The organism is Allokutzneria oryzae (assembly GCF_042429765.1).
Taxonomy (GTDB): Bacteria; Actinomycetota; Actinomycetes; order Mycobacteriales; family Pseudonocardiaceae; genus Allokutzneria; species Allokutzneria oryzae.
Genome location: NZ_JBHLZU010000021.1, coordinates 55,885 through 79,223 on the forward strand (window position 1 = coordinate 55,885; position 23,339 = coordinate 79,223).

General features: G+C 71.3%; 21 protein-coding genes. All 21 read right to left on the reverse strand.

The features are described from left to right. Positions 1–294 precede the first annotated feature (294 nt). Positions 295–2,367: a WD40 repeat domain-containing protein gene (locus tag ACFFQA_RS26605; protein ID WP_377857832.1), complete on the reverse strand. Its 2,073-nt coding sequence runs from the start codon at positions 2,365–2,367 to the stop codon at positions 295–297. A gap of 290 nt (positions 2,368–2,657) precedes the next feature. Next, positions 2,658–4,940 (reverse strand): GH92 family glycosyl hydrolase, encoded by a 2,283-nt coding sequence (locus ACFFQA_RS26610; RefSeq protein WP_377857834.1) that lies wholly within the window; start codon positions 4,938–4,940, stop codon positions 2,658–2,660. Between the two features lie 60 nt (positions 4,941–5,000). Beyond that, positions 5,001–5,648 (reverse strand): HD domain-containing protein, encoded by a 648-nt coding sequence (locus tag ACFFQA_RS26615; RefSeq protein ID WP_377857837.1) that lies wholly within the window; start codon positions 5,646–5,648, stop codon positions 5,001–5,003. 8 nt (positions 5,649–5,656) lie between these two features. Then, positions 5,657–6,850, reverse strand: a complete 1,194-nt coding sequence (locus ACFFQA_RS26620; RefSeq protein ID WP_377857840.1) for a PucR family transcriptional regulator — start codon at positions 6,848–6,850, stop codon at positions 5,657–5,659. Between the two features lie 323 nt (positions 6,851–7,173). Then, positions 7,174–7,761, reverse strand: a complete 588-nt coding sequence (locus tag ACFFQA_RS26625; RefSeq protein ID WP_377857843.1) for a hypothetical protein — start codon at positions 7,759–7,761, stop codon at positions 7,174–7,176. 10 nt (positions 7,762–7,771) lie between these two features. After that, positions 7,772–8,428, reverse strand: coding sequence for a hypothetical protein (locus ACFFQA_RS26630; protein WP_377857846.1), 657 nt, complete (start codon positions 8,426–8,428; stop codon positions 7,772–7,774). A 140-nt stretch (positions 8,429–8,568) separates the two neighbouring features. Continuing rightward, complete coding sequence (locus ACFFQA_RS26635) at positions 8,569–9,042, reverse strand: Rv1363c family protein (protein ID WP_377857848.1); 474 nt, start codon at positions 9,040–9,042, stop codon at positions 8,569–8,571. Then, complete coding sequence (locus tag ACFFQA_RS26640; RefSeq protein ID WP_377857849.1) at positions 9,039–10,145, reverse strand: MCE family protein; 1,107 nt, start codon at positions 10,143–10,145, stop codon at positions 9,039–9,041. Before ACFFQA_RS26640 ends, ACFFQA_RS26635 begins: the two co-directional genes overlap by 4 nt. After that, positions 10,142–11,149, reverse strand: coding sequence for an MCE family protein (locus tag ACFFQA_RS26645; RefSeq protein WP_377857852.1), 1,008 nt, complete (start codon positions 11,147–11,149; stop codon positions 10,142–10,144). The genes ACFFQA_RS26640 and ACFFQA_RS26645 overlap by 4 nt, the downstream gene beginning before the upstream one ends. Beyond that, positions 11,146–12,189, reverse strand: a complete 1,044-nt coding sequence (locus tag ACFFQA_RS26650) for an MCE family protein (protein WP_377857855.1) — start codon at positions 12,187–12,189, stop codon at positions 11,146–11,148. The genes ACFFQA_RS26645 and ACFFQA_RS26650 overlap by 4 nt, the downstream gene beginning before the upstream one ends. Then, positions 12,186–13,163 carry an MCE family protein gene (locus ACFFQA_RS26655; RefSeq protein ID WP_377857857.1) on the reverse strand — a complete coding sequence of 326 codons (978 nt, stop codon included), beginning with the start codon at positions 13,161–13,163 and terminating at the stop codon, positions 12,186–12,188. Before ACFFQA_RS26655 ends, ACFFQA_RS26650 begins: the two co-directional genes overlap by 4 nt. Continuing rightward, positions 13,160–14,179: an MCE family protein gene (locus ACFFQA_RS26660; RefSeq protein ID WP_377857860.1), complete on the reverse strand. Its 1,020-nt coding sequence runs from the start codon at positions 14,177–14,179 to the stop codon at positions 13,160–13,162. Before ACFFQA_RS26660 ends, ACFFQA_RS26655 begins: the two co-directional genes overlap by 4 nt. Continuing rightward, a complete protein-coding gene (locus tag ACFFQA_RS26665; protein ID WP_377857863.1) occupies positions 14,176–15,396 on the reverse strand; it encodes an MCE family protein in 1,221 nt (406 codons plus the stop codon). The genes ACFFQA_RS26660 and ACFFQA_RS26665 overlap by 4 nt, the downstream gene beginning before the upstream one ends. Before the next feature lie 10 nt (positions 15,397–15,406). After that, positions 15,407–16,651: a DUF6801 domain-containing protein gene (locus tag ACFFQA_RS26670; RefSeq protein ID WP_377857866.1), complete on the reverse strand. Its 1,245-nt coding sequence runs from the start codon at positions 16,649–16,651 to the stop codon at positions 15,407–15,409. A gap of 15 nt (positions 16,652–16,666) precedes the next feature. Then, on the reverse strand, positions 16,667–17,287 hold the full coding sequence (locus ACFFQA_RS26675) for a DUF6801 domain-containing protein (protein ID WP_377857869.1): 621 nt from the start codon (positions 17,285–17,287) through the stop codon (positions 16,667–16,669). 233 nt (positions 17,288–17,520) lie between these two features. Then, the gene (locus ACFFQA_RS26680; RefSeq protein WP_377857872.1) at positions 17,521–18,774 is read right to left on the reverse strand and encodes a serine/threonine-protein kinase; all 1,254 of its coding nucleotides are present in this window, start codon (positions 18,772–18,774) and stop codon (positions 17,521–17,523) included. A gap of 113 nt (positions 18,775–18,887) precedes the next feature. Continuing rightward, positions 18,888–19,874 carry an acetylxylan esterase gene (locus ACFFQA_RS26685; protein ID WP_377857875.1) on the reverse strand — a complete coding sequence of 329 codons (987 nt, stop codon included), beginning with the start codon at positions 19,872–19,874 and terminating at the stop codon, positions 18,888–18,890. A gap of 106 nt (positions 19,875–19,980) precedes the next feature. Beyond that, entirely contained in the window at positions 19,981–20,394 is a 414-nt protein-coding gene (locus ACFFQA_RS26690; RefSeq protein WP_377857878.1) for a VOC family protein, read from the reverse strand. Positions 20,395–20,427: 33 nt separating this feature from the next. Then, positions 20,428–21,357, reverse strand: a complete 930-nt coding sequence (locus ACFFQA_RS26695; RefSeq protein WP_377857881.1) for a FecCD family ABC transporter permease — start codon at positions 21,355–21,357, stop codon at positions 20,428–20,430. Next, positions 21,354–22,325 (reverse strand): FecCD family ABC transporter permease, encoded by a 972-nt coding sequence (locus ACFFQA_RS26700; protein WP_377857884.1) that lies wholly within the window; start codon positions 22,323–22,325, stop codon positions 21,354–21,356. Before ACFFQA_RS26700 ends, ACFFQA_RS26695 begins: the two co-directional genes overlap by 4 nt. Continuing rightward, entirely contained in the window at positions 22,322–23,332 is a 1,011-nt protein-coding gene (locus tag ACFFQA_RS26705; RefSeq protein ID WP_377857887.1) for an ABC transporter substrate-binding protein, read from the reverse strand. The genes ACFFQA_RS26700 and ACFFQA_RS26705 overlap by 4 nt, the downstream gene beginning before the upstream one ends. Between the last annotated feature and the right edge of the window lie 7 nt (positions 23,333–23,339).

A 23,339-nucleotide genomic window follows, 5' to 3' on the forward strand; every position in this document is an offset into this window, starting at 1 on the left:
CTCACCCGCGTGCCCCCTCCCGGCAGCGCCCTCGCCCGGCACCCCCACCCGGCGCCCCGCCCGGCGCACCCACCCGGCGCCCTCACCCGCGTGCCCCTCGTTTCGCGTTTTGTAGCCTTAATGCGAAATGAGAGCGCTCTTTCGCGCATCAAGGTGACAAAACGCGAAAACTCTGACCACGCCAGCCAGCCACGCGAGCAGCCAGCCAGCCGCGCGCAGCCAGGCTCGCGCGCACCCGGCCGCGCGCGCACAGCGCGGCGCGGGGGTGGGGCGCCATCGGGAGAGGGGCAGGGGTTAGCCGACCAGCTCCGCGAAGAGGTCGAGCACCCGGCGCACCGCGGGCCGGGACGCGCTCGCGCGGGCCACGTCGATGACCTCGCGGTCGGCCGGGCCGATCTTGCTCATCGGCTTGGCCAGCACCTCGAACAGGCCGGGGGGCGGCATGCCGCAGAACCACACCGAGCCCGTTGCCGTGCCCAGCGCGAGGTGCTCGCCGTCGGCGGAGGTGGCCAGCGTGCAGCCGGGCAGCTGGAAGCCCTCGGCGTGGGTCAGCGTCTCCAGGTCGAACAGCACCAGCCGGACCGGGCCGATGACGGTGCTCATCGCCGCGAGCAGGCCGCGCTCGGGCACCACGCGCAGGTCCACCAGCGGGCCGCCCAGCTCGGGCGGGATCTTGGCGCGGAGCCCTCGCACGAGCGCGTCACCGTCGCGGCTCCAGCGCGAGAGGTGGCCGTCACCGTCCATGGTCACCAGGCTGTCGGCGTCGACGAAGGCGGTCTCCCGGATCCAGCCCGGCTCCTTCGCGGTGGCCAGCACCTCGGCGTCCTCCCCGAAGAGCACCAGCTCCGCGCCGCCGAGCGCGAACCGTCCCGTTCCACTGTGGACCGACAGCGAGGCCGGGCGGGACCGGCTGCCCTCGGGCACCACGCGCCGGACCTCGGTGTCGGTACCACTGCCGACGATCAGCTCACCCGTGCTCGCGATGGCCACGAAACCGTTGTGGGAGCGGACGAGCGCGTCGATCGTGTGCTCGTGCTTGGCCAGCACCTCGCGCTCGGCGCCGACGTGCCGGGCCAGCACCGAACCCTCCTCGCGGGTGTTCTCCGCGGTGATCACCGCGTGCCCCAGGTGCACGACGTGGGCGAACCCGGCCTCCACGGTGTGCAGGGCGATCTCGTTGCCGGAGTCGACCTCCAGCTCGATGATCGAGCCCTGCTCCTTCTGCCTGCCGTACCTCGGGTCGAAGCTCGGGGCGCTGAAGCCCGCCGTCGCGGCGATCCTGGTCGCGTCCGGCGACAGGGACACGCTCTGCACCAACGAGTTCCCGACGCGGTAGCTCAGCGCCCAGTGCTCCGGCGACGCCTCCAGCTCGTGCACGACCTGGAGGGTCTCCACCTCGGCGAGCCTGCCGAACAGGCTCCAGTCCTCCTCCGGCCGCCAGTCACCGGCGAGGTGCACCAGCTCGACGGCCTGGCGCAGCGTCAGCGCGCGGGCGAAGTCCCACAACCGCTGGTGTTCCTCGTTGTCCGCCAGCGCGAGGCCGATCTGCTTGACCTGCTCATCGGTCAGCTTCGCGCGCGCGATCAGCGTGCCCTCGGGGTCGAGCTCGCGGTACTCCTCGATCTGGTCGGCGCGCAGCAGGTACAGCGCGCACGCGACCGGGTGCTCCGGCTGGAGCCCGTGCCGGACCAGGAACTCGATCCGGCGCGGGTGCCCGATCGCGGCCTCGCACAGCCGGTCGGTCAGCGACTCGGTGGACAGGATCCGCCGCCGCGCGATCCGGCCGATGGCGCGGTCGGCCCGCAGTGCGGCGTCCAGCAGCTGCCCGGGATCCACATCGGCGCCGAGCGCGATGGAGGACAGCTCGGGCACCCGCCGGGCGTCCGGTTTGGTCGGATTGTGCAGCAGCGCGTTCAGCACCGGCTCGTGCTCGCTGATCGCCCACAGCTCGTAGAGCTGCTCCCCGGTGGCGGTGGCGCAGGCGTCGGCGACCCCCGCGCGCACGTCGTCGTCGGGGTCCTCGAACAGCTCGACGATCTCCTCGCCGCTGCGCCACTCGCTGAGCAGCCGCCCGTGCAGCGCCGCCGTGACCAGCCGGGCCGTGCCGTCGGTGGCCAGCACGTCGAGCTGGCGGACCACCTTGCGCAGCGCGGGGTCCCTGGTGGCGACCCAGCGATCGGCGACCAGCTCACCGGCCCAGGCCCGGTAGGGGTGGCTCGGGTCGCGGGCGATGGTGATCAGCGCGTCCAGCGCGCTCGGGTACCGGTCCTCGGCGGCGGCGACCAGCAGGACCCACGCCGGGTACCCGCGATCGCGCCAGCGGCTTTTCGACCGTCTGACCAGCTTCGCGGCTTCCCTGCTGTCCATATAGGCCAGAGTGTAGGCACGTGCCCTACGGTCTCCCAGCATTCGCGCGCCAAGTGATACCAAGTTAGGCCGATCCAGCGGCAAGGGTTGACCGGAGCGGCCCGTGGTGGGCGGTGATCACGCGCCCCGGTTGCCGCCCTGCCAAGGAAGATCCCGCGGCACCGCTTTCCGCAACGGCCTCGGCCCCACCGCCCGGCACCGGCAATGCCAACGTATGCGTGAAGTTGGTCTCGTCGACGCGGCCGGAGCTCTGACGCCGCAACGTGACTGGAGACCTCCCGCGGCTCTGGTCAGGGGCTGAGGGTGAAGTGGAGGGTGCCGCCGTCACGGAGGAGGTTCCCGTCCACCTTCCAGTCGTGGTGCGGGCGGCCGTCGCGGCGCACGGAGTCGATGTGGACCGCTCCTGCTGGGCCGCTGGCGGTGATGAGCGTGGCGGGCCTGCCTTCCGGGCGGATCTGGACGCGGGGGAAGACCGGGCTGGACAGGAGGAGGTCGGCGCTGCCGGGCGACCGTGGGTAGAGACCCAGGACCGCGAAGACGTACCAGGACGACATCGTGCCCAGGTCGTCGTTGCCAGGCAGGCCGCGCGGTCCGACGCCGTAGACCGTGTCGACGAGGCGGCGGACGGTCTCCTGGGTCCTGCGCGGCTGGCCGAGCTCGTTGTACAACCACGGCGCGTGGATTCCCGGCTCGTTGGTCGGGTCGTAGCGCAGCGGTCCGCCTCCCCCGCCGAAGAACTCGTCCAGGCGGCCGACCGCGATCGCGGGACCGCCCATCACCTCCGCGAGACCGGAGACGTCGTGCGGCACCATCCACGTGTACGTCGCGCTCGTGCCCTGGGCGAAGCCGTGGCCGCTCGCCGGGTCGAACACGCCCGACCAGGAACCGTCGAGGTTGCGGGGCTGCGCGTAGCCGGCGGGGTTGAACACGTTGCGCCAGTAGGCGGCTCGCGGTGCCAGGGCGTCCGCCTCCGCGACACGGCCAAGGTTCCTGGCCCACTGGGACAACGCGTGGTCTGCGACCGAGGCTTCGAGGGTCTCCGCCGCTCCGCCCCAGCAGTGGCACACGTCCTGGGCGCTGTACCGGGAGGACAGGTACTGGGCGAGGTTCGGACGTTGGCCGACGCACTGGCCGGGACAACCCGCGTCCTGCAAGCCTTCCGGGCGCGGAGCCGTCGCCTGCTCGTACAGCGAGTCGAAGGCTCCACGCGCGTCGAAGTTGCGGACCCCCATCGCGTAGAACGTCGCGAGCGTCGCCGCTGACGGGTCCCCGGTCATCACATGGGTCGCGCCGTTCACGTGCACCCAGCGGTCCCACACACCGTCGTTCTGGCGGGCGTAGTTGTACAACGACTGCGCGAAGTCCCCTGCCACGCGCGGTTCGAGCAACGCCAGCAGCTGGATCTGCGCGCGGTACTGGTCCCACCCGGAGAAGTTGCTGTACTGGGCGCCCTGGCCCGGCGAGACGCGATGCACCTGGCGGTCCATGCCCAAGTAGCGGCCATCGACGTCGCTCATCAGGTTCGGTTGGGACAACGCGTGGTAGAGCGCCGTGTAGAAGGCCGTTCTCCGATCCCCGGAACCACCCGCGACGCGGATGCGATTCAAGCGGGAATCCCAAGCGCGGTAAGCAGAAGACGCGACGGACGAAACTGTCTCATGTGGACGGATCTCCTCGCGCAGGTTCGCGGAGGCGCCTTCGAGGCCGACGTAGGAGATGCCGATGCGCATGCCGACGCGGGTCGCCGCGAAGGTCACGTAGCCACCGGAGCCCCGACCAGCGCGGTCGGCGCCCGTCGCGTAGCCTTCGCCGCCCGACGCGTGGGTGCTGCCCGGGGAGAGCACGGAGTCCACCCAGGTGCCCGTGCCCGCGAACGGCTGGTCGAACTCGGCGACGAAGTGCAGGCGGTAGTAGCTCTTGCGGTTGTTCACTCCGCCGTTCGCGCGGCGGCCGCAGAAGGCGCCCGTCAGCACGGAGCCGGTGACGCGGCGGTTGGCCGGGTCGATGGTGATGTCCGCGTCCTCGCTGCCGTTGAGCGAGTTCGACGTGCGGAACAACAGGTTCGCCGGTGTGCCCGCGGGGAAGCCGAACTCGCCGATGCCCGCGCGGTCGGTCACCGCGAGGTCGACCCGGGCCCCCGAGGCCAGTCCGAGGCGGTAGCGGCCGGGCGTCGCGATCTCGTCGGCGTGCGAGAAGTCGCTGGCGTACACGGCGTCCTTGGTGTCCGCCGTCGGGGAGGAGGTGACATCGCCGACGTGCGGCATGATCGGGACGTCACCCGCAGCGCCCGGGTTGCAGCCCGCGCCGTTGACGTGGGTGAGGCTGAAGCCGCGCACACGGGTGACGTCGTAGGAGTAGCCGTTGGCCGCTCCCGTCCCGGTCTGGTCACCGCGCGTGCTCGTCGGGCTCCAGGCGATCATGCCGAAGGGCCGGGTCGCGCCGGGGAAGGTGTTGCCGTCGCGGGCCGAACCGATCAGCGGGTCCACGTGGGCGGCCGGGTCGCGCACCCAGTCCGCGTGCACCGGGAGAACACCCACCAGGAGCGCGGTCAGGGATGCCGCTGCGAAGCGCATGAGCGAATCCTGCTTCAGCGCGAGGACGACCGCCAAGCGTTCTGTCCACCAGGACAGGTCCTAGGACAGCGACGGACGCGACCATCCCCTCCGCTCGCCCTCGTCGATCAGCGTCCGGCCCGCCTCCCACAGCGCCGTGGACGCGTCACCGATGACCGCCTTGCGCGAGCGGACGGTGTCGGCGGTGACACCCGGCGACTTCCAGGTGCCGCCGCGCGCCATCCAGTTGAGCAGCAACGGTTGCAGCCGGTCCATCGCCTTGGCGAAGCGCGCCTCGGGGGTCGAGCGCGCCTCGAACTCGTCCCAGAGCGCCCGGACCTCCCGCGCCTGGTCCGGCGGCAGCAGGCCGAAGAGCCGGTCCGCCGCTGCCTCCTCACGGGCCTGCTGGGTGTGGGCGGCCTCGGCGTCGTAGAGCGGGGTGTCGCCCGCGTAGATCTCGACCAGGTCGTGCACGAGCACGAGCTTGACCGTGTGACCGACGTCGATCGGCTCGTCGGAGTGCTCGGCGAGCAGCACGACCATCAGCGCGAGGTGCCAGGAGTGCTCGGCGTCGTTCTCGCGGCGGTCGGCGGCGGCGAGCGGGGACTGGCGCAGGATCGTCTTGAGCCGGTCGACCTCGATCACGAAGGTGAGCTGGTCGCGCAGGCGCGCGTCGAGCCCCTCGGGCAGCGGCGTGGTGTCGGTGAGCAGTGGATGCACTGCTCCCACCCTAGCTCCTACCCGGTGTCCTTATCCCCCCTCGCGAGCCGGTCGGCGCGCAGCGCCACCTCCAGCTCGAAGCGGGCGCCGGGGTCGTTGAGCCGCTCGCCGAAGAGGTCCTCCAGCTGGTGCAGCCGGTAGCGCACGGTCTGCGGGTGGATGCCGAGCCGGGCGGCCACCCCCGGCGCCCCGCTGCGCGTCTCCAGCCAGGCGAGCAGGGTCTCGGCCAGCCGCTCCCACTGCTTGGGGGTGAGCGGGTCCAGCGGCGCGAGGCACTTCCTGATCAGCGCGTCGCGCAGGAACGCCTCGCTCACCAGCCACAGGCTGGCCAGGTGCTCCGAACAGCGCAGCACCGGCTCGTCCGGCAGCACCCCGTCCTTGACCAGCCGCAGCGCCCGGCGGGCCCAGCGCAGCGACTCCGCGGCGTCGTCGAGCGCGGCGGCGGGGCCGATCGCGGCGCGGCCTCCGCGCAGCACCTCGCCGAGCTGCTCGTCGCAGTCGACGCCCACCGGCACCAGCAGGTGCGGGGCCGGGCCTTCGAGGTCGGCGAGGATCGGCCCGTCCACCCACGGCTCCGGCACGCCCGCCGGGTCCAGCGCGACCAGGTGCACCTGCTCCGGCAGCGTCCAGCTCACCGCGGCGGCCAGCTCGGTGATCACCTGCTTCGGCGTCGGCGGCTCGGCGAGCACCAGCTCCAGCAGCCTGCGGCGGCGGCGCTCCAGCGAGCCGCTGGCCTTGGCCTTGGCGGCCAGGTAGCCCTCCACCGCGAGGGCGGCGAGGTCGTCGATGTGCTCGAAGACGGCCTCGCCCAGCGCGCGCATGGTGGACGTGGACAGCTGCACCTGCTCGCCGAACTCGGACATGCTGCGCCAGGCGATGCGCGCGCCGAGCCGGTAGGCGGCCTGGAGCGTGTCCAGGCTGCGGCCCTCGTGGAACTCGCCGCGGCCGAGCAGCCGGTACATCTCCGCGCACGGGTCCAGCGGGGTCTGCGGGTCGGCGACGCGGTGCACGAACTGGATCAGCGCGTGCTCGATGCCGTTGGTGATCGCGTGCCCGAAGTGCCCGTCCAACGGCCGGGAGTACTCCGGGATCTCCTGCTGGATGCGGCTGAGGATCTGCGCGGTGACGCCGGGGACCTGGGCCCGCATCAGCGGGGCGAGCTCGCTCGGCAGCTTGGTCCACGGGCTGCCCGCGTCGATCAGCCTGTTCACGCTCGGTTCCACACGAGTGAGGCCTTCCACGGTGAAGGAGTCGCGGCGAAGGCGGCTGGGGAAGGTTATTTCCACCAGCGGCGCGGGTGCCAGCCGCCGAAGGCGTGACACCCGCGCCCCCAAGGCGACACCACCCCCGTGCCCCCCACGTCCGCGCGTGCGCGCGTGCGCTGGCTGGCGTGGTCGGGGTTTTCGCGTTTTGTCACCTAAATGCGCGAAAGAGCGCTCCCATATCGCGTTATGCCTACAAAACGCGAAATGAGGGGGCACGCGGGGTGGGGGCGCCAGGGGGTGAGGTGGTGTTGTCGCTCGCGGGGCACGGCCTAACCGGTGATTCGCTTCAGTTCCAACGAAAGGAGGTTGTCCGGGCCGGGGACGACCAGGTTGATCAAGGGCTCGGCGAGGAAGCAGCCGCCGAACGGCGGGAGGTCGTGCCTTCCGGAGAGCGTGCCGCCTCGGACCGGGGTGAAGCCGGGCTCCGAGGTCAGCTCCACCACCATCGGGGTGCGGCTCTGGCAGGAGTCGCCGACGAAGGCGGGGATGCCGCCCATGGTCACGTCGCTGAGCTTGACGCGCAGCTGCGAGCGGGACCTCACCACCCCGGCGACGATGGTGCCGGTGGTCTCGCCGACCGGGAGGAACTCGACCTTGGCGGTCACCGGCACGAAGCCGAGCACGGTGAAGGTGGTCCGCACCGGCGGCAGGGTCAGGGTTCCGGTGATCGAGCCGGTCGAGGCCTCCAGCACCGTGCTGAGCCTGCCGGGCCCCAGCTCCAGTTTGGAGCCGGTCTTGGCGATGGTGTCGGTCCCGGTCACCGTGTAGTCGATCTTCACAGCGGCCGAGGCCGGGGCGGTGCCCAGCAAGCCGAGCAGCAGGGGCACGGTGGCGAGCACCGTGATCACTCGTCTCATTCTCGTCTCCTCATCGGGGTTGCAGGTCGGTGACGCGCCACCGGCCGTCCACGCGCTCGGTGGTGACGGTCAGCTGCGCGGCGGCAGCGCTGGTGGTGCCGTTGTCGCCGCGCGCGAGGGTCTGGTCGAGGAACACCAGCAGCACGGCGCGGTCCCCCTCAAGGGCGCGCACACCGGTGCGGACGACCTTCGAGGTGAGCACGAGCCGCTGCGCGGGTGCCTGCTGCCGGATCTGGGCGAACAACCGCTCGTGCTGCCCGACGGCGTTGCCGCGCAACAGTTCCCACGTGGACCGGTCGAACGTCTCGGCGCCGTCGAAGCGGTAGGAGAACAACGTGGCGACGGCCTCGGTCACCGCATCGGAAACCCGTGTGGTCGCGTCCCGGTCGATCAGCGCCTGGTTGGCGGGCCCGGTTCGCACGGCAACGGCCTCAACCCCGAACCACCCGCCCACCACCGCGAGCACCACCACAACCACCCACCACCGCCCACCCGCCCGCTCCGCCTTAGCCTCCGGCTCAGCCCCCACCTCCAGCCCCGTCACCTCCGCCTCCGGCTCCAGCTCCCCCGTCACCGCCGGCTCCGGCTCAGCCTTAGCCTCCGGCTCAGCCCCCACCTCCAGCTCCGTCACCTCCGCCTCCGGCTCCGGCTCCGGCTCCGCCCTCACCTCCCGCGCCGCCTCCCCCCGAACCCCGCCACAACCCTCCGCCGCCGCACTCCACCACTCACCCTCATCACGCGTTCTCCTCTCGGCCATTCGCGGGCTTATGGACCTGTCTGAGCGTGCGAAAGCGTCCATAAGCCCGCTTATGGCCCGGGGGCGGAGAGGGGGACGGGGGTGAGGGAGGTGGTCTTCCAGCCGGAGGGGGTGCGGAGGAGGTCGGCCTGGTAGCGGTTGCGCTTGGTGGCCGGCGGGCCGCCGTCGGGGGTGACCGCCACCTCCACCGACGCGATCAGCTTCGCCGTGCCCGCGTTGCCGTCCAGCTCGGTCAGCGCCGCGTCCGTGACCCGGCCCTCGGTGACCGTCCGGGCCTGGCGGATCTGGTCCTTGCTCTCCGCGCTCATCCGGCGGAACTCCTCGTTGAGCCCGCCGGCGGACTCCTCCAGCCAGCGGCGCAGTCCCTCGTCCACCCTCCGGTGGTCGAGCGTGTTGAACACCGCGAGCGAGCGCTGACCCGCACGGAGGGCCTCATCACGGTGCTGTGCGGGGGATTCCGCGCTCCACCAAGCCCAACCGGCCGCCACCGTGAGGACCGCGAGAACTGCTGCCAGGACTCTCATCGTGTTCCTTTCGGCGCGTTCTGAGCACCACGGACGTTGGTACCGCTGCTTGCCGGGGCCTGACAGCTCGCAGCGGTGTTCAACGGCTTGCCGGGGCCGGTGTCCAGGCCGTTGCGGTACTGCGTTCCCTGATAGCCCGCGACACACGGCAGCGGCGAGTAGAACGTGACCGCGAGTCCCAGGTGGAACCCGTCAGCACCGACCACTGTGGACCCTGCCGCAGCCGCCTCTGGGACCTTCACCAGGAGTTGTTCGAGTCCGTTCTGCCGCACCAGCAACAGTTCCGATGTGGTCATCAGGTTGCCGACCAGCGCGCCGATGCCAGGCCCGCTCTCCTTCAGCACCGCGCTGACCTGTTCAGAGACCAACGGCGCCGCGGTGATCAGTCTGCGCAGGTCGCCGTCGGAGGAACGAAGCTGTTCCGCGAAGAGCTTCGCGTTGGCGCTGAAGGCTTTCAGCGCCTCCCCCTCTTCGATCTGCGTCTGGAGCACCGTGGGCGCGTCGATCAGCAACCGCGTGGTCTGCGGCAGGTGTTCGGTGGCCTTCGCGGTGAAGCCGTTGGTCGCGTCCAGCATTGCCTGGAGATTGGTTCCCGAGCCCTGAAAGGCCGTGCCCAGCTCGTCGATCACCGTGCGCAGGGAGTCGTTGGGCACCGAACGCACGAAGCCGTCGAGGTTCGTCAGCAACGACTCCACGGACTTCGGCGTGCTGGTGTCGCGCTTCGTGATCACTGATCCCGCTTCGAGGAACGGGCCACCGGAACCCTTGGGGCGCAGGTCGATGTACTGCTCCCCCACGGCGGACCGGTTGGCCACCACGGCGACCACGTCGGCGGGGATCTTCGGCGCGTCGAGCCGGATGTCGAGATCCGCCTCGATGCCGTCGGCGATGAGCCGCATCGGCCCGACACGGCCGACCGCCACGCCCCGGTACGTCACCTCGGCGTTGGTGAACAGGCCACCGGAGTCCGCGAGCTGCGCGCGCACCACGTAGCCCGTCGCGCCGAAGAGCCGACCGAGCCCGGCGTAGCGCGCGCCGAGATAGCTGACGCCGAGCAAGGCGATCAGCACGAACGCGGTCACCTGGACACGGACCTTCCTCATCGGGTTCCTCCAACCGGCGGGAGCGGGAAGTTCGCGGGTGATGCGTCGGCCTTGTCCACGACGAGGGTCAGGAACACGTTGAGGTAGTCGCCCTTGATCGCGTCGAGCGCGGAGTCGGGGAACGGGTACGTCAGCAGGACCTCCAGTGCCTGCGGGAGTTTCTGACCCGCCTCGGCGAGCTTGCGCAGCGTCGGTTCGAGCGCCCGGAGCCCTGCGGCCATGTCGTCCTTGCTCGCGTTGATCGTCCGCACCGCGACACCGGAGAGCCGGTCCAGGGCCTTCAGCATCGTGGTGAGCGACTCGCGTTGCTCCGCGAGGACTTTGAAGCCCGGCTCCAGCTTGTCCAGGACGACGCCGATCGGCTCACGCCGGGCGTCCAGGGTCGCGGAGAGCTTCTTCATCCCGTCCAGCGCGGTCGTGATCTTGTCGCGGTTCTTGTCCAGCCCACGGACCAGCGTCTCCACAGTGGACAGAAGCGACCGCAGCTCCTTCTCGTTCCCGCCGAGCGCCGCGTTCAGCTCCTTGGTGATGTCCTGCAACTGCGCGATGCCACCGCCGTTGAGCACCATCGCGAGCGCGCCGAAGACCTCTTCGACCTCCGGGTTCCGGCTGCTTCGCTGCACGGGCACCACCGCGCCGTCGGTGAGCGTCCCGACCGGAGCACCCGATGGCCGCGCCAGCTCGACGTACTTCTCGCCCAGCAGACTGGTTTGACGCAGCACTGCCACCGTGTTCGCGGGAAGGCGCACATCGCCGTGCAACGCCAGCCGGACGTCCACGGTCCACCCGTCGTCGGCGAGGTCGATGCTCTCCACTCGTCCCACAGCGACGTCGTTGACTTTCACCGACGCCTGCGGAACGAGGTCCAGCACGTCCTGGAACTGCGCGGTGACCCGATAGGGGCGGTCACCGACGTCCGCTCCACCCGGCAGTGGAACGTCATACGCACCAACACATCCGCTCACCAGGACCAGCACGGCGAGCAGCGCGGTCAACCGCCTCATCCCGAGCCCCCCGCTGATGTGTAGATGTCGCCGACAGGCGGCAACGGGAACAACGGCTGCGGACTTCCCGGCGGCATCGGCGCCAGGGTTGTGCGCTTCGGTGCGAACTCGGTGATGTTCGCCCTGCCGTCCAGGACCTTGCGCACCGGGTCGTAGGCGTTCATCACGTTGCTCACCGCGAGCGGTGCGGCGTCCAACGCCTCGCTCAACGCGGCCTTCTGGTCCACCAACACCTTCGTGACCGCAGCGAGCTTGTCCACAGAGGACTTGATGCGACTCCGGTTGTCCTTGATGAAGCCTTGGATCTTGCCAAGCGCACCCGGTAGTTCGGCCAGTGCGGCACCGAGGTCACCGCGATCGGCGGCCAGGAAGCCGGTCACTTCGGCGAGCTGTCGTTCAGCGGCACGGACCTGGTTGTCGTTGCGCGCCAGCATCGACGTGAACCGCTGGAGGTTGTCCACGGTGCCGAACAGCTCGTTCTGCGAGCCGTTGAGCGTCTTCGCCGCCTGCCCGAGCTTGGTGATCGTGTCGTTGAGCGCGGCCCCGTTCCCCTTGAGGTTGGCCGCACCCGTGTCGAGCAGCTCCGACAGCGCACCGTCCTTGTTCGCCCCGCCGGGGCCGAGATCCGTGGTCATCCGGTCCAGGCTCGCGTAGAGCTGGTCCAGCTCCACCGGTGTCGCGGTCCGCTCCACGGGGATCACACCGCCGTCGGCGAGCTGCGGCCCGCCGGTGTAGGCGGGCGTCAGCTGCACGTACCGGTCACTGACCACAGTCGGCGTGACGACGACTCCACGCGCGTCGGCGGGTAGCTCGACACCGTACTTGACCGAAAGGATCACCTTGACCCGCTCCGGTTCTGGTTGCACCTCAAGCACTTCGCCGACCTTCACGCCGAGAATCCGGACATCCGTGCCTTCGTGCACGCCGACAGCGGCGCTGAAGAACGCGGTGATCCGGGTGCTGGACGGCCGCAGCACCCACAACGCACCGGTGGCCGCGACCAGCAGCAGCACAACGGCGAGAATCAGGACGCGTCTCATCGTGTGCCTCCCGTGGGTTTCGGCGGGATGCAGCCGTTCACGGCTGGAACGAGGCCGCACACGTAGCTGTCGATCCACCTTCCGTTACCGGTGGCGTTGGCGATCAACCGGTAGAACGGCCCGGACAACGACAGCCCCTTGTCGAGGTTGTCCTGGTTGCGCTGCAACACATCCGCGAGCTTTTCGAGCTGTTCGAGGGCCGGGCCGAGCTGCTTGGAGTTGTCATCGACGAGCCCGGACAGTTCCTTGGACATCGCGCGGACCCCGATCAGCAGCGCGCGGATCGACTGCCTGCGCTTGCCGATCTCGCCGAGCAGCAGGTTGCCGTCCTTGAGCAGCCGCTCGATCTCGCCGTCACGACCCGACAACGTGCGGGTGATCCGCTCGGTGTTGCCGAGCAGCGTCGCGAGCTGCGCGTCGCGCGAGGAGATCGTGGTGGCCAATGTGGACAGTCCAGCCAACGCCTTGCGCACGTCCTCCGGAGTGTCCTTGAACGCCTCGGACAACGCGCGGAACCCGTCCGCGAGCTGCTTGGTGTCGAGCTTGTCCACCGTCTTCGACAACCCCGAGAACGCCTCCGTCACGTCGTACGGCGAGTACGTCCGGTCGCGCGGGATCGGTGTGTTCAAAGCACCTTCGCCACGTGGCTCCACCGCGAGGTACTTCTGCCCGAGCAGGTTCTTGATCCGGATCGACGCCGAGGTCCGGTCGCCGAGCCGGACGTCACCGGCCCGGAACGTGACCAGCACGCGGTCCCCTGCCAGCTCGACCGCGACGACCTTGCCGACGCGCAGCCCCGCGACGCGCACCTCGTCGTCCTCGGCGAGGCCCGCAGACTCGGCGAACTCGGCGGTGTGCCGCGCGCCGCCGCCGATGAACGGCAGGTCCTCCGCGAAGAACGCGACGAGCATGGCGACCGTGATCAGGACCAGGCCGGCCGCTCCGACGACGACCGGATCGCGCTGCTCGCTCATCCCTGGCACCTCGCCGCCGTCACCGGGACGCCAACGGGCGGACCACCCGGCGCGGGCGGCACGTTCGGCGCGTCCGCCGAGCACAGGAAGAAGTTGAACCACGAGCCGTACGAGGCGAGCCGGCCGATGCTCTCGTACTTCACCGGCAACCGCTTCAGGAACCCGTCGAGCACGTCGGAGTTCTCCGTGAGGGTGGCCGACAATCGGCGCAGCCCGTCGATGTCCTGCTTCACCGGTTCCCGGACCTGGCCGAGCAGTCCGGAGGTCGCGTCGGTCAGGTCGGCGAGGGCGGTGACCGCGTCGCCGATCGGCTTGCGGTCCTTGGCCAGCCCGCTCACCAGCTGCTGCGTCGTCGTGATCACTGTGGACAGTCGGTCGCCCCGGTCGTTGACGGTCTTCAGCACCGAGTTGAGGTTGTCGACCACCTCACCGATCACCTTGTCCTTGGCGGCGATCGTGGAGGTCAGGGAGGCCGTGTGCGACAACAGGCTCTTCACCGTGCCGCCCTCGCCCTGGAGCACCTGGACGATGCGCATGGACAGCTTGTTCACCTCCTCCGGCGACAGCGCCTGGAACAACGGCTTGAACCCGTTGAACAGCAGGGTGAGGTCCAGCGCCGGCGCGGTGCGCTCCAGCGGGATCGTCCCGCCGCGCGCCAGGACTCCGAGATCCCCCGGCCCCTGTTCGAGCGCGAGGTACCGCTGCCCGACCAGGTTGCGGTACTTGATCACCGCGCGGATCGAGGCGGGCAGCCTGCGGCGGCCCTCGACGGAGAACCGGACCTCGACCACGCGATCGTCCACAAGGGACATCGAGTCGACCTGTCCCACCCGGACGCCGGAGATCCGCACGTCGTCCCCGGTGTTGAGGGCGGTCACGTCGGAGAACCGCGCGCGGTAGCCGACCCCGTCGCCCACCCCGGCTCCGTCGATGGTCACCGCGAGCACGACGGTCAGCGTGACCGTCACCGTCGCGAAGACCGCGAGCTTGACCAGCGGCGCGAGCAGCCCCCTCATCCGAGGCTCACCTCCGTTCCGCGCAACATCGGCCCGAGCAGCACGCTGCTCCAGCTCGGGACCGCCTCCGGCGGGACACCGAGCGAGGGCGCGACCAGCGCGGCCACCACGTCCTTCTCCTGCGGCGAGTTCGGCACCCCCAGGTCACCGTCGGCGGAGATCGGCGCGAACCCGCCCGCTCCGGGTGGCTGGCCGAACGGGTAGCACTTCGGTCCGCCGGTGGCGTCGTAGCGCGGGGTGTCCCTGCCGGGCAGGTACGGCCCCTTGGACGGTGCCGCCCGCACCGACACGCGCAGGCCGGGCTTGCCGGTTCCCTTGCCGAACGCCTTGTCCAGCATGGGTTTCAGGTTCGTCAGCGTCTCCAGGGTGCACGGGAACGACGGCGAGTACTCGCCGAACAGCTCCAGCGGCGGGCGGCTCGCGGCGGCGAGGCGGATCAGGTTGTGCTCATTGGCGTCGAGGAAGGTCGCGAGGTCGTTGGACGCGGTGGTGACGCTGCGGAACAGGGCTTCGTTGCCCGCGCGCTGCTCGACGAGGGTGGTGCTGGTGACCGTCAGCTCCCGGAGCGCGTCCACCAGGTCCGGGACCGCCTGGTCGTACACAGTGGACACATCGGCCAGCTTGCCGAGTCCGTCGGTGAGCTCCGGCAGCATCGGGTTGAGCTCGCGGAGGTAGGCGTCCAGCCCCACCAGCGTGCGGCCGAGCTGCGTGCCGCGCCCTCGCAGCGCCTGGGAGACCGCGCTCAGCGTGGTCGCGAGCTTGTGCGGCTGGAGCGCCCGCAGCGCCGGCATCACCCCGGCCAGCACGCGCTCCAGCTCGACGGCCGAGCTGCTGCGGTCCTGCCCGATCACGTCCCCGGCGGCCAACGGCGGTCCCGACCCCGGCCGCAACGCCACGAACCGCTCTCCGAAGAGGGTTTTCGGCAGCAGGCGGGCGGTGGAGTCCCGGGGGATGCCGCCGATCTTGTCCGGGTGCAGCGCGAGCTGGAGCTCGGCGCCCTCCCCCCGGCTGGAGACCCGCCGGACCTCGCCGACCAGCAGCCCGTTGACCTTCACGTCCGAGGCCACCGAGAGCTGGTTGCCGGTGTGGTCGGTGCGCAGCGTCACGGTCACCTCCGTGGTGAAGGCGTCGCGGTAGACCGCGACCGCCAGCGCGGGGACGGCGGCCAGCAGCACCAGCAGGACGAGCCCGAGCAGCCGCCGCGCGATCGGGGACATCTGGCGCTCCTCACCGGGGGATGTGGGTCAGCTCGACGCGAATCGCGTTGCCCGGCCCGGAGATCAGCCCGGTCAGCAGCGAGTCCAGGGGTTCCTTCGCGCCACAGCCGGTGAACTCCGGCATGGTGAAGGTGCCGTAGAGCGGTTTGAGCAGGCGCGGTGGCACGAACGGCGGTGGCGACGGACCGCTGGTCAGCTCGATCACCGCGGGCGTCGCGGTGCGGCAGTTCGGTCCGACGTCCAGCGGGACACCGGCGACCTTGACGTCGCGCAGCCGGATGGTGACCTTCGAGACGGTGGTGAGCACGCCGCGGACGATCTTGCCGACGGTCTTGCCGTCCTGGGCGAACTCCACTGTGGACGTCGCGGGGGTGAAGCCGAACATCACGAAGTAGCCCGCCGACGGCGGCAGGACGAGGTCACCGGTGACGTCGCCGGTCTTGGCGTCGAGCAGCGTGCGCATCTCCCCCGGCCCCATCGCCAGGTCGGACCTCAGCTTCGCCATCGTCGACTTTCCGACGATCTTGAAGTCGATCGGTGTGAGCGCGAACGGGGTGAGCCCCGGCACCTCGACGGGCACCTCCGGGGCGGTCGCGGTGGTCGTCGGGGCCGCCGTCGTGGTCGTGGTCGTGGCTGTGGGCCGGGGCACCTTGGTGACCGGCGTGCCGGTGATCGGGATGGTGGCCAGCGGCGCCGACCCGCCCGGCTCCGGGGCGCAGCTGAGCTCCAGGACGCCCGGAGGGCCGTCGGTCGCGCCGGTGGTGGTCAGCGCGAAGGTGACCTCGCCCAGCGCCAGCACGAGGTCGCCGGGCCTGGTGGCGGTGAGCGCGACGTCCGCCCCGGTGGACGTGAGGGTGAGCTCCCCGGTCCCCGGGACGGCCGTCGCTGGCACGGTCAGGGCGAGGTCGGCGCTGGCCCCGCCCCCGGACACCGCGGCGGTGCCGGCTCCGGTGACCGCGTCCCTGCCGTCGGCGAGCAAGGCCGCGACGACGGCGTTCGGCAGCCGCGCGGTGAGCGCGGCGCGGGAGATCCGGACCGCCCGGCCAACGGAGCCCGACGCGGGAAGGTCCACGGTGACCTCCGCCGCGACCGGGTGCGCCCCCACCTGTGGGGAACGGCAGGCCAGCGACACTGGGCGGGTTGTCGCGCCTGCCGAGGCGGGGGCGCCCGCCAGGGCGGTGACGACTCCGACGAGCGCGACGGCGGCGGCCAGCGCCACCGCCACCCGCGCCGGGCGGGGCGGTCCGGTTCCCATCTCGCACGCTCCCGGTCAGCGGGTCCCGGGAACGGCGGCGGCGATCGGGATCGTGCCCAGCGTGCGGTCCTGCGTCGCGGGGTTGGCGGTGCAGGGCAGGTCGAAGGTGCCGAGGTCGGTCTGGGACCCGTCGGCCTTCTTCGGGGTCAGCCGGGCCTGGTAGGTCGGCGCGACGGAGACGGTGGCGGTGCCCGCGTTGGCCACGGTGGCGGGTGGCACCGTTCCGGTGGCGAGCACCGGCAGCGGTCCGGTCGGCGGGATGACGGCGCTCGGCACAGTCAGCGAGAGCGCGAGGTCCTGGGCCTGTGCGGCCGAGTCGGTGACGACGGCGCCCGCGGTGGCGGTGCCGTCGACGGTGGCGGCCTCGAAGATCGCCAGGGCGGCGACGACGTCCTCCGGCACGGTGACGGTGACGCTGAGGTTGGTCGCCTGGACGGGCTGGCCGACGGTGCCGGAGTCCGGCAGCGTCACGTCGATCTTGGTGCTGACGTCGTACGGGCCGATCAGCGGGAACTCACAGCTGTAGGTCAGCGTGGTGCTGACCGGTCCCGCGACGGCGACCCCGGCGCCCGCCCCGAGCAGGGACGCGCCGACTCCGACGGTGACTCCGAGCGCGATCAATCCACGTCTGTTCACGGGAGATCTCCCAACGACAAAGAGAACAGGGATTAGCACAGGGGAAACGAACAAGGAACCTACCGGCGGGTACGTTACCGAGCGATGACATGCGGCACAAGAAGTACAAATGCCATTTCTACGCATTGTCAGAATGGTGACAAAACAGCTGGAGCACTCCACTCACCAGAGTGACAACTTTTCACCACACGGCATTGAGCTGCACAAATGGAGTAGTCACTAGGCAGAATGGATCAGTCTTCGTCGTCCCGGCGGGAAGATCCGCGACCGTTGTCGCCCCGGTCGCCTTTCTTGGCCTTGACCTTCTTGCCCTTGCCTTTGCCGTTCTTCGCCGATCCCTCGGTCTTTCGCTCGGAGGCGACCGGAACGGTGACGATCTCGGTCGTCACCGGGTTCGCGGGCGGGGTCGGAGCAGGGCTCACCGGCCGGTCGGCGACGGTCTGCCCCTTCGGCGGGGCGGGGGTGGTCGCGTCCAGCACGCCCGCGGGGAAGGCCACCAGCGCCCCGGCGGCGAACACACCCGCGAGCGCCAGGGACAGGCCCCGTCTGCGGCGGTGGCGGGGACGAGGACGAGGAGTGGCGGCGGCGACGCGCTGGGGCAGCGGTGCTCGCGGCACCTCGTCCTGGACCGGCCGGACGGAGCAGACCGGCAGCATCGGCGCCGCGCCCAGCTCCCGCGCGGCCTTGCCGAGCGAGCGGGCGCACTCCGCGGCGTCGGGCCGGTCGGCGGGGTCCTCGGCCACCATCGCCCGGATGACCGAGGCGGCCGCCGGGGGCACCGAGGCCGGGACCTCGGGCGCGCGCCGCAGCTTCGTCATCGCGGCGACGGACTCCGGCCCGTCGAACTCGACGCGGCCGGTGATCACCTCCAGCAGCACCAGCCCGAGCGCGTAGACGTCGGCGGCCGGACCGGCCTGCGCACCGTGGATCTGCTCAGGGGAGGTGTAGGCGACGGTGCCCATGAACTGACCGCTCTTGGTCAGCCGCCTGCCGTCGGTGGCCAGCGCGATGCCGAAGTCGGCGAGGTAGGGCTGCTCGTTCGGGCCCAGCAGGATGTTGGAGGGCTTGACGTCGCGGTGCACCACCCCGCTGGCGTGCACGTGCGCCAGGGTCTCGGCGACCACACCGCCCATCCGGCAGGCCCACCCGGCGCCCAGCGGGCCCCAGTCGAGCTTGTCGGCGAGGGTCCTGCCCTCGATCAGCCGCATCACCAGGTAGTCCCGGCCGTTGTCGGAGCCCGCGTCGAAGACGGTGACGAGGTTCGGGTGGCTCAGGCGCGCGGACAGCTGGCACTCGGCCAGGAACCGCTGCCGGTCGCTGCCGCGCCCGCCGCCCCGGAACAGCTTCACCGCGACCGGGCGGTCGAGCATCGTGTCGGTGGCGCGGAAGACGTCGGCCATGCCGCCGTGGCCGATCAGCAGGTCCAACCGGTACCGCCCGCCGAGCAGGGTGAGGTCCGGCTCGGCGTGCTGCGCTGGCCCGGCCATCACGACCTCCCTGGCGTCCTCGGTCCTCCATCGTGTCGTGCCCACCATGATGGGTCGTGAAACCGTTTCGGGCAGCGTTGACACCCGGGCCACGCCTGGCGGTGTCAACCGAGCTAGTGACGCTCCGCCCGGTCGAAGACCCCGCGCAGCGCCTCCAGCGCGATGGCGTCGTCCTCGATCCCGCCGCCCTCGTGCTCGTTGTAGGGCCAGACGGTGATCTGCTTCGGCCCGGCGTAGGCGTTGTAGGCGCCGAACACAGTGGACGGTGGGCAGGTGCCGTCCATCAGCGCTGTGGAGAACCACGCGGGCGCGCTGGCGCGGCGGGCGAAGTTGACGCAGTCGAAGTACTGCAGTGTCTCGTGCACGCGCTCCACGGAGTGCCGGTGCGCCTTGAGGTACTGCGCGATCTCGCGGTAGGGCGGCCGGTCGGTGATCACCGGCGCGCGGCGGAAGTCGCACAGGAACGGCACTCGCGGCACCACGGCGCTGACGTGGCCGTCCAGCGCCGCCGCGGCGATGGCGATCCCGCCGCCCTGGCTGTTGCCGTACAGCGCGACCCGTTCCGCGTCGACGACGTCCACAGTGCGCACCGCCTCGATCGCGCGGACGGCGTCGACGAACACGCGGCGGTAGTAGTAGGTCTCGCGGCTCTCGATGCCCCGCGTCATCACGCCGGGGAACGCGGGCCCGGTGCCCGCCGGGTCGGGGGTGTCCCCGGTGCTCCAGCCGGAGCCCTGCCCCCGCGTATCCATCACGAGGTGCGCGAACCCGGCGGAGGACCAGAGCAGGTTCTCCATCGGGTGTCCCCGCCCGCCGCCGTAGCCGACGAACTCGACCACGGCGGGCAGCCGCTCGTCCCGGCGCGCGGGCACCCGCAGCCACGCCCGGATCGGTTGCCCGTCGAAGCCCGCGAAGACCACGTCGAAGACCTCGACGGTGGTCAGGCCGACGGCGATCGGCGTGACCGAGACGGCGAGGTCGTGCCGCCGCGACTCGGCGAGCGTGTCGGCCCAGAACGCGTCGAAGTCCGCCGGATCGGTCTGCGAGCTGCGGTACGCGCGGAGCTCGTCCTCGGAGAGGTCAACCCACATTCCGATCATCCAACGGCAGGAACGCGGTCCACCCCAAGCGACCTGTCCGGTTCAGGACAGGACCTAGAGGCGGGATCGGCCCGGCTGTCGCGAACACGGACTTGGGAAACACGACCTAACGGCGGGAGGTGATCTGCTGGACCGCCCAGGAGTTGCCGTCGGGGTCGGAGAAGAAGAGGAAGCCGGAGTTGTTCAGGTCGTCCTCCTCGGTCGCCGGGCGGAACCCGCCGGGGCCGGCGAACTGCACCTCGCCGACCTCCACACCGCGCGAGACCAGCTCCGCGCGGGCGGCGCGCACGTCGTTGACGACGAGCTGCACCCCCTTGAGCGAACCGGGCTCCATAGTGGACAGTCCGGCGCCGATCACGATGGAGCAGCCGGAGCCGCGCGGCGTCAGCTGCACGATGCGCACCCCGCCACCCGGGTCGGTGTCGTGGTCCACGGCGAAGCCCAGCTTGTCCGCGTAGAAGGTCTTCGCCCTGTCGACGTCCGACACCGGGACGACGATCACCTCAAGAGTCCAGTCCACGGTGGAGACTCAAACACAGCGGTCTGACAACCACTACTTGACCAGCAGATACACCAGAACCGGGGCACCGAGCAGGGCCGTGAGCACGCCGACGGGCAGCTCCACCGGGGCGAACACCCGCCGCCCCACCAGATCCGCGAGCGACAGCAGCAACGCGCCGCAGGCCGCCGACTCCGCCAACCCGCCGCCGAGTCGCCGGACGATCTGCGGCGCCACCAGCGCGATGAACGCGATCGGTCCCGCCGCCGCCGTGGCGACCGCCGCGAGGGCCACCCCGGCCGTCAGCAGCCCGGCACGGGCCGGCCCCGGCCGCACGCCCAGCCCCGCCGCGACCTCGTCGCCCAGCTCCAGCACCCGCGACGACCGCGCCAACGCGAGCACGAGCGGGAACAGCACCGCCACCGCGACGGCAACCGGGACCACGTGCGCCCACGACCGGCCGGCCAGGGTGCCGGTGAGCCACAGCGCCGCGAGCTGGCCGGAGTACAGCTCCGCCGTGGTCAGCACCCATGAGGTCAGCGCGGTGAGCAACGCCGTCACCCCGATGCCCATCAGCACGAGCTTGTAGCCGCTGCGGTGGCCCAGCCGGTAGACCACCACCGCCGTGACCACGGCTCCGACCAGGGCGCCGACCGCCACCAGCGACGGACCGCCGGAGAGCACGACGATCACCAGCACCGCCGCCAGGGCCGCGCCCGCGTTCACACCGAGGATGTCCGGACTGGCCAGCGGGTTGCGCGCCACCCGCTGGAACACCGCGCCGGACAGGCCGAAGCACGCGCCGATGAGCACCGCCCCCACCGCGCGCGGCAACCGCAGATTCATGATCACGTAGCTCGCCCTGCCGGTCCCCGGGGAACCGGTGAGCACCGCGAGCACCTCGCCGACCGGGATCGGGTAGTCGCCCAGCGCCAACGACAACACGAGCACGACCACCGTGCCGAGCAGCAGCACCGTCCTCACAACGCCACCAGTCGACGGCGGCGCACCAACGCGATGAACACCGGTGCGCCCAGGACCGCGGTGACGATGCCGGCCTGGAGCTCCATCGGGCGCGCGACGAGCCTGCCGAGCACGTCCGCCGCCAGGAGCAGGGTCGGCGCGAGCACCATCGACCACGGCAGCACCCAGCGGTAGTCCGGACCGGCCAGCGCGCGGGCGATGTGCGGGACGGTGAGGCCGACGAACGCGATCGGTCCGGCCATCGCCACCGCGGCGCCGGTGAGCAGGACGACCGCGATCGCCGCCACCGCACGGGTCCGCGCGAGGTGCTGGCCGAGCGCCCGCGCGGTGTCGTCGCCGAGCGCCGTCGCGTTGAGTGCGCGCGCCGAGGCCAGCGCCAGCACCGCTCCGAGCGCGACGAACGGCAGCGCTTGGACCACTGTGGACAGTGTGGCCGCGCTCAGCGAACCCACGACCCAGTACCGGTACTCCGCGAAGGCCGAGGCGTCGAGCAGCGTCAGCGCGCTGGTCACGCCGCCGAGCATCGCCGTCACCGCGACCCCCGCCAGCGCCAGCCGGACCGGGGCGCCCGCGCCGAGCACCGCCGTCAGCAGCCCGGCCAGCGCGGCACCGGCGAAGGCGAACCACACGTAGCCGCTCACCGAGCTGAGCCCGGCCGTCGCGATGCCGATCACCACCGCGAGCGCCGCGCCCGCGTTGACACCCAGCACCTCCGGACCGGCGAGCGGGTTGCGGGTCAGCCCCTGCGTCACCGCCCCCGCCAGGCCCAGCGCCACGCCCGCGAGCAGGCCGGTCAGCGTCCTCGGCACGCGCAGGTGGCGGATCACCAGCTGCGCGTCCGAGCCGTCCGGTCGCAGGTAGGCGTCGACCAGCACGCCGACGCCGAGATGCTCGGTGCCGATCAGGACCGATCCGACGGCCACCACCGCCAGCACCAGCAGCGCGACGGCGAGGCGCCGGAGCGTCACCTGCCGAACCGGTCGGGGTGCAGCCGCTTGGCCAGTGCCGCCACCGCGTCGGCGTTGCGCACTCCCGGGCTGAGCTCGGCGAAGGTCGTCGGGTAGATCCGGTTGTCCCGCACGGCGGGCACGTTGGCCAGCGACGGGTCCTCGCGCAGCGCGTCGATCACCGCGTTCGCGCCCTCCGGGCCGACGTCGGAGCCGCAGCACGCCGGGACCACGATCACGTCGGGGGCCCGCTTGATCAGCTCCTCGGTTCCGATCCTGGCGAGCCTGCCGCGGATGTCGGCGAAGACCTGCTCGCCACCCGCCGCCTCGATGATCGGCTGGACGATGTCGCCGCCGCCGAAGACGCGCAGCTCTCCGCCGCCGCCAGGCCGGTTGAGCACCGCCACGCGCGGCCGCGTGGTCACACCCGCCAAGGCGGTCCTGGTCGCCGCGAGGGTCTCCTTCATGCGCGAGACCTGCGCGGCGGCGCGGTCGCCGGTGCCGAGGACGCGGCCGAGGTCGGTGATCTCGCGGTAGACGCCGTCCAGCGACACCTCGCCGACCGCGAGGGAGGCCTGACCGGCGCCGTCCTCGGTCGGGCACATCTGGGTGTTGAGCCAGCTGCCGATGCCGATCGACCTCAGCTCCGCGCGGGTGCCGAGGCCCTCGGTGGTGAACGCGCCGGTGAAGCCCGCGACGACGAGGTCGGGGTCCAGGCGCAGCACCTCCTCGCGGCTGGGGTACTCGTCCGGGAAGTACTTGGCGCGCGCCTGGTTCGCGGCGAACTCCGGCAGGATCGGGTTGTCGAGGTAGGCCGTGCCGACCAGCCGGTCCCCCGCGCCGAGCGCGTGCACGAGCTCGACCGCGTTGTGGAAGGCGGCGAAGATCCGCTTCGGCGGCTGCTCGGCCGGGACCGCGACCCCGCAGTTGTCGATCGTGGCCCCGGCGGGAGGCGCCGGGTCGGCGGCCGGGCCGCACGCGGTGATCAGGGCGGTGACCAGCGGCAGTGCCAGGACACGGGGGCGCATCAGAACA

Excerpts from the sequence above, each read along its gene's own strand:
- ACFFQA_RS26605 (WP_377857832.1), bottom strand. The coding sequence starts at position 2,367 with ATGGACAGCAGGGAAGCCGCGAAGCTGGTCAGACGGTCGAAAAGCCGC.
- ACFFQA_RS26610 (WP_377857834.1), bottom strand. The coding sequence starts at position 4,940 with ATGCGCTTCGCAGCGGCATCCCTGACCGCGCTCCTGGTGGGTGTTCTC.
- ACFFQA_RS26625 (WP_377857843.1), bottom strand. The coding sequence starts at position 7,761 with ATGAGACGAGTGATCACGGTGCTCGCCACCGTGCCCCTGCTGCTCGGC.
- ACFFQA_RS26635 (WP_377857848.1), bottom strand. The coding sequence starts at position 9,042 with ATGAGAGTCCTGGCAGCAGTTCTCGCGGTCCTCACGGTGGCGGCCGGT.
- ACFFQA_RS26640 (WP_377857849.1), bottom strand. The coding sequence starts at position 10,145 with ATGAGGAAGGTCCGTGTCCAGGTGACCGCGTTCGTGCTGATCGCCTTG.
- ACFFQA_RS26645 (WP_377857852.1), bottom strand. The coding sequence starts at position 11,149 with ATGAGGCGGTTGACCGCGCTGCTCGCCGTGCTGGTCCTGGTGAGCGGA.
- ACFFQA_RS26650 (WP_377857855.1), bottom strand. The coding sequence starts at position 12,189 with ATGAGACGCGTCCTGATTCTCGCCGTTGTGCTGCTGCTGGTCGCGGCC.
- ACFFQA_RS26655 (WP_377857857.1), bottom strand. The coding sequence starts at position 13,163 with ATGAGCGAGCAGCGCGATCCGGTCGTCGTCGGAGCGGCCGGCCTGGTC.
- ACFFQA_RS26660 (WP_377857860.1), bottom strand. The coding sequence starts at position 14,179 with ATGAGGGGGCTGCTCGCGCCGCTGGTCAAGCTCGCGGTCTTCGCGACG.
- ACFFQA_RS26665 (WP_377857863.1), bottom strand. The coding sequence starts at position 15,396 with ATGTCCCCGATCGCGCGGCGGCTGCTCGGGCTCGTCCTGCTGGTGCTG.
- ACFFQA_RS26670 (WP_377857866.1), bottom strand. The coding sequence starts at position 16,651 with ATGGGAACCGGACCGCCCCGCCCGGCGCGGGTGGCGGTGGCGCTGGCC.
- ACFFQA_RS26680 (WP_377857872.1), bottom strand. The coding sequence starts at position 18,774 with ATGGCCGGGCCAGCGCAGCACGCCGAGCCGGACCTCACCCTGCTCGGC.
- ACFFQA_RS26685 (WP_377857875.1), bottom strand. The coding sequence starts at position 19,874 with ATGATCGGAATGTGGGTTGACCTCTCCGAGGACGAGCTCCGCGCGTAC.
- ACFFQA_RS26705 (WP_377857887.1), bottom strand. The coding sequence starts at position 23,332 with ATGCGCCCCCGTGTCCTGGCACTGCCGCTGGTCACCGCCCTGATCACC.